This is a genomic window from Sphingomonas sp., assembly GCF_048595155.1.
GTDB lineage: Bacteria > Pseudomonadota > Alphaproteobacteria > Sphingomonadales > Sphingomonadaceae > Sphingomonas_I.
The window spans coordinates 1-4947 of the sequence record NZ_JBMDXN010000119.1 but is presented as its reverse complement, the minus strand read 5'-3'; the positions used below and the strand labels follow the sequence as shown (position 1 = coordinate 4947).

General features: G+C 62.6%; 11 protein-coding genes and 1 pseudogene. 10 read left to right on the top strand and 2 right to left on the bottom strand.

The features are described 5' to 3' along the window. A partial coding sequence (locus ACOJSI_RS19360; RefSeq protein WP_420139957.1) for a sigma 54-interacting transcriptional regulator occupies nucleotides 1-478 on the bottom strand: 478 nt, incomplete at its 3' end. Between the two features lie 170 nt (nucleotides 479-648). On the opposite strand from ACOJSI_RS19360, the gene ACOJSI_RS19355 reads away from it, so the two are divergent. The 10 genes from ACOJSI_RS19355 (at nucleotide 649) to ACOJSI_RS19310 (ending at nucleotide 4699) form a co-directional block, all read left to right on the top strand. Continuing rightward, nucleotides 649-804: a hypothetical protein gene (locus ACOJSI_RS19355; protein ID WP_420139956.1), complete on the top strand. Its 156-nt coding sequence runs from the start codon at nucleotides 649-651 to the stop codon at nucleotides 802-804. A 98-nt stretch (nucleotides 805-902) separates the two neighbouring features. Continuing rightward, nucleotides 903-1586 (top strand): phage shock protein PspA, encoded by a 684-nt coding sequence (pspA, locus tag ACOJSI_RS19350; RefSeq protein WP_420139955.1) that lies wholly within the window; start codon nucleotides 903-905, stop codon nucleotides 1584-1586. A gap of 4 nt (nucleotides 1587-1590) precedes the next feature. Next, nucleotides 1591-1902: an envelope stress response membrane protein PspB gene (gene pspB / locus ACOJSI_RS19345; protein ID WP_420139954.1), complete on the top strand. Its 312-nt coding sequence runs from the start codon at nucleotides 1591-1593 to the stop codon at nucleotides 1900-1902. Between the two features lie 35 nt (nucleotides 1903-1937). Next, nucleotides 1938-2327, top strand: coding sequence for an envelope stress response membrane protein PspC (gene pspC / locus ACOJSI_RS19340; protein ID WP_420139953.1), 390 nt, complete (start codon nucleotides 1938-1940; stop codon nucleotides 2325-2327). A gap of 26 nt (nucleotides 2328-2353) precedes the next feature. Next, a complete protein-coding gene (locus ACOJSI_RS19335; RefSeq protein WP_420139952.1) occupies nucleotides 2354-2674 on the top strand; it encodes a hypothetical protein in 321 nt (106 codons plus the stop codon). Nucleotides 2675-2685: 11 nt separating this feature from the next. Next, on the top strand, nucleotides 2686-2952 hold the full coding sequence (locus tag ACOJSI_RS19330) for a hypothetical protein (protein ID WP_420139951.1): 267 nt from the start codon (nucleotides 2686-2688) through the stop codon (nucleotides 2950-2952). A 24-nt stretch (nucleotides 2953-2976) separates the two neighbouring features. Further along, nucleotides 2977-3261, top strand: coding sequence for a hypothetical protein (locus ACOJSI_RS19325; RefSeq protein ID WP_420139950.1), 285 nt, complete (start codon nucleotides 2977-2979; stop codon nucleotides 3259-3261). Further along, on the top strand, nucleotides 3258-3503 hold the full coding sequence (locus tag ACOJSI_RS19320; RefSeq protein WP_420139949.1) for a hypothetical protein: 246 nt from the start codon (nucleotides 3258-3260) through the stop codon (nucleotides 3501-3503). Before ACOJSI_RS19325 ends, ACOJSI_RS19320 begins: the two co-directional genes overlap by 4 nt. Before the next feature lie 154 nt (nucleotides 3504-3657). Then, nucleotides 3658-4089, top strand: coding sequence for a glycine zipper 2TM domain-containing protein (locus ACOJSI_RS19315; protein ID WP_420139948.1), 432 nt, complete (start codon nucleotides 3658-3660; stop codon nucleotides 4087-4089). A 97-nt stretch (nucleotides 4090-4186) separates the two neighbouring features. Next, nucleotides 4187-4699: a glycine zipper 2TM domain-containing protein gene (locus ACOJSI_RS19310; RefSeq protein WP_420139947.1), complete on the top strand. Its 513-nt coding sequence runs from the start codon at nucleotides 4187-4189 to the stop codon at nucleotides 4697-4699. Nucleotides 4700-4720: 21 nt separating this feature from the next. Here the strand turns inward: ACOJSI_RS19310 and ACOJSI_RS19305 are convergent. Then, a pseudogene (locus tag ACOJSI_RS19305) lies at nucleotides 4721-4947 on the bottom strand (hypothetical protein); the annotation flags it as partial.

Below are 4947 nucleotides of genomic sequence, written 5' to 3'. Positions count from 1 at the left end.
AGCGTCCCTTGTCCACCAAGGCGGGCAGATGTTCGTTGGTGGCTGCCACGATGCGCACGTCGACGCGGATCGCGCGGGAGGCGCCGATGCGCGTAACCTCCCCATATTCCACGGCCCGCAATAGTCTTTCCTGCGCGCCCTGACTCAGGGTCGCCAACTCATCGAGGAAGAGCGTGCCGCCATCCGCCTCTTCGAACCGGCCGGCGCGCGCTTTGGTGGCCCCGGTGAAAGCGCCGGCCTCGTGGCCGAACAATTCGGCTTCGATCAAAGTCTCCGGCAGCGCCGCGCAGTTCATCGTCACCAGCGGGGCCGCCCAACGTGGACTGAGACGATGCAGGCGTTCCGCCACCAATTCTTTGCCGGTTCCGCGCTCGCCGATCACAAGGACCGGCCGGTTCAGCGCCGCAGCGCGGCTGGCACGTTCGACCGCATCGAGGAACGGCCCGGACTGGCCGATGAATTGCGCTTCCCGATCCATGCCGACGGATTGGCGAATTTTGCCACATGTTGGCAAGTCTTAATTGACAGACATGGGCGGCCATCGAAGAAATTTGGCCGAATTCAGGGCTTTTTGAATTTGGCACGGCTCCTGCAATGCCTAAGCCAACGCCGATGCGGCGACCCGATAGGAAGGTTAGGGAGATTATCATGATCAAGTTCGACAAGTCCGACATGCAGCGCTTCATGGTTTCCGGCGTAGCCGCTCTCGCGATGTCGGCGACCTGCCTGTTCGCAGCCGTCGGCCCAGCCAGGGCCGATCTCACCCGGCCGGCGCCGCAGTCAGCCCAGGTCGTCGTGCGGTAATCACGACGATATCCGGGGCGGGTGGTCCCTTATCCCGCCCCGGATTACAACAATGGCCAGAGTGACGGCCGGAACGCGTAAGACAGGAGCAAGACACGATGGGAATTTTCTCCCGCACACGAGACATCATCGCCGCCAACATGACCGATCTGCTCGATCGGGCTGAGGACCCGGCGAAGATGATCCGCATGATCATCCTGGAGATGGAGGAAACCCTGGTCGAGGTTCGCGCTTCCGCTGCTCGCCACATTGCCGACCAGAAGGAGATGCGCCGCCAGATTGCGAAGCTCGATGCAGTGCAACAGGGCTGGGTGGAGAAGGCTGAACTGGCGCTCTCGCGCGACCGCGAGGATCTGGCCAAGGCCGCTCTCGTCGAAAAGCAGAAGACGGCCGATCTGGCGGAGCAGCTGCGCGAAGAGATCGCCGCGATCGACGATGCGCTGAGCAGCTGCGAAGCCGATATCGCCAAGCTGCAGAACAAGCTGCGCGAGGCCCGCACCCGTCAGAATTCGTTGTCGACCCGGCTGGAATCGGCAGAAAACCGTACGCGTCTGCGCGAAATGTATGCCGGCCAGAAGGTGGAAGACGCCTTCTCCCGCTTCGAGCTGCTGGAGCGGCGCGTCGACTTTGCCGAAGGGCGCGCGGATGCCGCCGGAATGGGCGTGCAGAAGAGCCTGGAGGAGGAAATCGCCGAGCTGCGCACCGCCGACAAGGTCGATGCCGAGCTGGCGGCGCTGAAGGCCCGCGTGGCGGGCGCGTCCGCGCCGGATCAGGAGGGCTGAGGGGATGGACGGCCCTGAATTGCTGATCCCGATCATTGCCATCCTGACCCTGTTCGTGGGCCTGCCATGGCTGATCTTTCACTATGTGACCCAGTGGAAGAAGAACGGCACGCTCAGCCTGGAAGATGAAAATCTGCTGGATGAGCTGCACGCGCTGGCCCGCAGGCTCGATGACCGCATGACCACGATCGAGCGCATCGTGGCCGCCGACAGCCCCAGCTTCCAGCCGAGGCTGCGCGAAACCAGCCGAGCGCTTGACGACGATTTCGATCTGGCTCGCTCGTCCGAGCCGACCACCCGCCGGCGCGAGCCCTGAGCCCACGCGCCAGATTCTGAAGGGGAGTTAATTCGATGACACCGCGCCGTACCCGCTTCTACCTCGATAAGCAGAATGGCAAATTCCTGGGCGTGTGCGCGGGGATTGCCGATTATACCGGTATCGACGTTCTGCTCGTCCGGGTCGCTTTCGTGCTCTTGAATTTCGCCACCGGCTTCTTCGGCGGCTTCGGCTTCGTCGCTTATTTCGTGGTTGCCTGGCTGGCCGACAACAAGCCGCGCGAGTTGGACTATGAAAATCGGGAAGACCGCAAATTCTGGCAGAAGGTGCGTGCCCGCCCCGGTAATTCGATCCGCGACGTTCGTGCCAGCTTCCGCGATATCGATCGCCGCCTGGCCGATGTCGAGACGCACGTCACCAGCCAGAACCGCCGGCTTGCCGACGAAATCGAAGCTTTGCGCTGATCGCACGCGGCCACAGGGAATATGTCATGGAGAATGTCTTCATCCTCCGCGATCTGGCGCCGCTGCTGGTCGCAGTCGTGATGATCGCCACCGCGGGCTGGGTGTTTACCACCTGGCTCCGGGTCAAGAACGGCTACCCGCTGGAAAGCAGCTGGGGGCAGGCAATCTATCCCAAGTCCGATGCGGAGGCGACGGAGCGGATGAAGCTCCTCACGTCCGAGAACGCGCAGCTTCGGGCCGAGATCGGATCGGTCAAGGATCGGCTGGCAACAGTCGAACGGATCGTTACCGATCGCAGCTACAGCCTCAATCATGAGATCGAGCAGCTGCGCGGTCCGAGCAATTAAGGACGCAGATTATGATCAATCCTCTTCTCATTCCGATCTTGGGCATAAGCTGCGGCTTGCTCGCGATCTTCGGCGGCGTGTTCATCCGGCCCTGGTTCCAGCTGCAGCAGCGCAAGATGGAGCTTGAGGCGCAGATGGTGGCGGAAAAGGCCGCCCAATATGCCGCCCACACCGATCGCCTGGAGCAGCGTGTCGCCGTGCTCGAACGTATCCTGACGGATCGATCGACGCAGTTGGGCGAAGAGATCGAAAGGCTGCGCGACGCGCCGATCAACTAATCCTTATTTTGCTGGAGCTCATCCATGAACCCGTTCGAGATGGTGGTGGTGATCGTACTGATCGTATCGATCGCCGGCGTCATGCGCGCAAAGTACGGCGTTGTCCGCACCGGGCGCGGCAAGGAAGAGATTTTCGTAGGGCATCAACGAAGCGACGCGGATCTGGAGCGGCTGCAGAGCGAAATGCGCCAGCTGAAAGACCGTATTGCCGTCTTGGAACGGATCGTCACTGACGGCGACCGCAACCGCGGCCTGGCACTGGAGCGCGAAATCGAAGCGCTGCGTACCGACAAGGAGTTTCGGTCATGACCGAACCGATGATGTGGACCCTGATCAGCGCCGTCAGCTTTGCCGGGCTGGTCGTCATTACCATCGCGGCGCTGAAAGGCTGGCGCGATTGGATCGCCCTACAGCGCCTCTCCCTGCAGGGCCATGGTGCCACGCCGGAACCGGCAAGCGGCCTCCCCGCGTCTGCCGCGCGGATCGAATTGGCGGATCTGCGCGAGCGGGTTCGCAAGCTGGAAGCCATCGCCGCCGGCGTCGATCTTTAGGCGACAAGACGACGCGGCCGGCCGTTCCCCAGATGCAGCAACAGCCGCACTATGTTATCCTGTAAGCAACCCTAGCGGCCTCTTTCCGTTCTGTTGATGTTCGACAGAGAGGAAGTTCATGCGCAAGTTCATGTTAGCTGTGGCTTTGGCCGCAATGTCTGCCACCGCCGCGACCCCGGTCATGGCTCAGCCCGGCTGGGGCCCCGACAACCGCCGCCACGATGATCGGCGCGAACCCCATGGCCGCAACGACCGTGGCGATTGGCGCAACGGCAGCCGCTATGACTATAATCGTCCGGATCCGCGCTACGGCGGCTATGATGCGGCCCGCTATTATCGGGCCGGCGGCAACTACCGCGAACGGCGGTTGGGCCGCAACGATCGCGTCTATCGGGGCAATGACGGCCGCTATTACTGCCGGCGCAAGGACGGGACGACCGGCTTGATCGTCGGCGGCGTGCTCGGCGGACTGTTGGGCAACACGCTTGCCAATGGCCGCTCGACTACGCTCGCAACCGTTCTGGGTGCCGGCGGTGGCGCTTTGCTCGGTAAATCGATCGATCGCGGCAACGTACGCTGCCGCTAAGCTTAACGGACTGATTACGGTCGCGTAAGAGCCCGTTCAGTTGGGGCCGGGTATTTGCCCTCGGCAGGTGCCCGGCACCGTCTAAACAGGAGAAATTATGCGTCGATTGATTATTGCCGGCGTCTTGGCCGCGCTCGCACCTATAGCGCTAGCGGCGCCCGCATCCGCGCAGACCCGCTCCGATCAGCAGCGTTGGGACCAGGCCCAGCAGCGCTATCAGGCGGAATTCAGCCGGTATCTCGCCGAGCGCGATCGCTATAACGAAGTGCGGTTGATGTCGCGGCAGGACAGCTATGGCGGCAATTACCCCGACGATGACCGCTACGATCCGAATTACGATCCTTCGCGCTATTACCGCAGTGGCCCGCAATATCAGGAGCGGGTGTTGGCCGCCGACGATCGTGTGTATCGTGGCAATGACGGGCAATATTATTGTAAGCGTTCTGACGGCACGACCGGCCTGATCGCAGGCGGTGCCGCCGGTGGCATCCTGGGCAACGTCATCGACGGTGGCCATTCACGTACGGCGGGAACGCTGATCGGTGCCGCAATCGGCGCGCTTGCCGGCAAGGCTGTCGACCAGAACAATTCGCAGCTTCGCTGCCGCTAATGCCTTAATCCCCGCCGGCTGTTACCGGCCGGCGGGCACCGCTTTCAGTTTGGCGGAAACGATGTGCCAGCGACGCTGTGCTGCGCTGGCACCGTCCACATCGTTGACGCGGCGGAGCGTGTAGACCCCGGCGAAATGCTGGGCTCGTCCATTGTTCAGCCGTGCATCCACCCGCACCCGCACGTCGGCATATTTACTTCCGGCCGCGCCGTTCATGGCTATAATCGGCGCCGGCACCGGGTCGGGCC

Excerpts from the sequence above, each read along its gene's own strand:
- ACOJSI_RS19330 (WP_420139951.1), top strand. The coding sequence starts at position 2,686 with ATGATCAATCCTCTTCTCATTCCGATCTTGGGCATAAGCTGCGGCTTG.
- pspB (WP_420139954.1), top strand. The coding sequence starts at position 1,591 with ATGGACGGCCCTGAATTGCTGATCCCGATCATTGCCATCCTGACCCTG.
- ACOJSI_RS19315 (WP_420139948.1), top strand. The coding sequence starts at position 3,658 with ATGTCTGCCACCGCCGCGACCCCGGTCATGGCTCAGCCCGGCTGGGGC.
- ACOJSI_RS19320 (WP_420139949.1), top strand. The coding sequence starts at position 3,258 with ATGACCGAACCGATGATGTGGACCCTGATCAGCGCCGTCAGCTTTGCC.
- ACOJSI_RS19335 (WP_420139952.1), top strand. The coding sequence starts at position 2,354 with ATGGAGAATGTCTTCATCCTCCGCGATCTGGCGCCGCTGCTGGTCGCA.
- ACOJSI_RS19310 (WP_420139947.1), top strand. The coding sequence starts at position 4,187 with ATGCGTCGATTGATTATTGCCGGCGTCTTGGCCGCGCTCGCACCTATA.
- pspC (WP_420139953.1), top strand. The coding sequence starts at position 1,938 with ATGACACCGCGCCGTACCCGCTTCTACCTCGATAAGCAGAATGGCAAA.
- ACOJSI_RS19325 (WP_420139950.1), top strand. The coding sequence starts at position 2,977 with ATGAACCCGTTCGAGATGGTGGTGGTGATCGTACTGATCGTATCGATC.
- ACOJSI_RS19355 (WP_420139956.1), top strand. The coding sequence starts at position 649 with ATGATCAAGTTCGACAAGTCCGACATGCAGCGCTTCATGGTTTCCGGC.
- pspA (WP_420139955.1), top strand. The coding sequence starts at position 903 with ATGGGAATTTTCTCCCGCACACGAGACATCATCGCCGCCAACATGACC.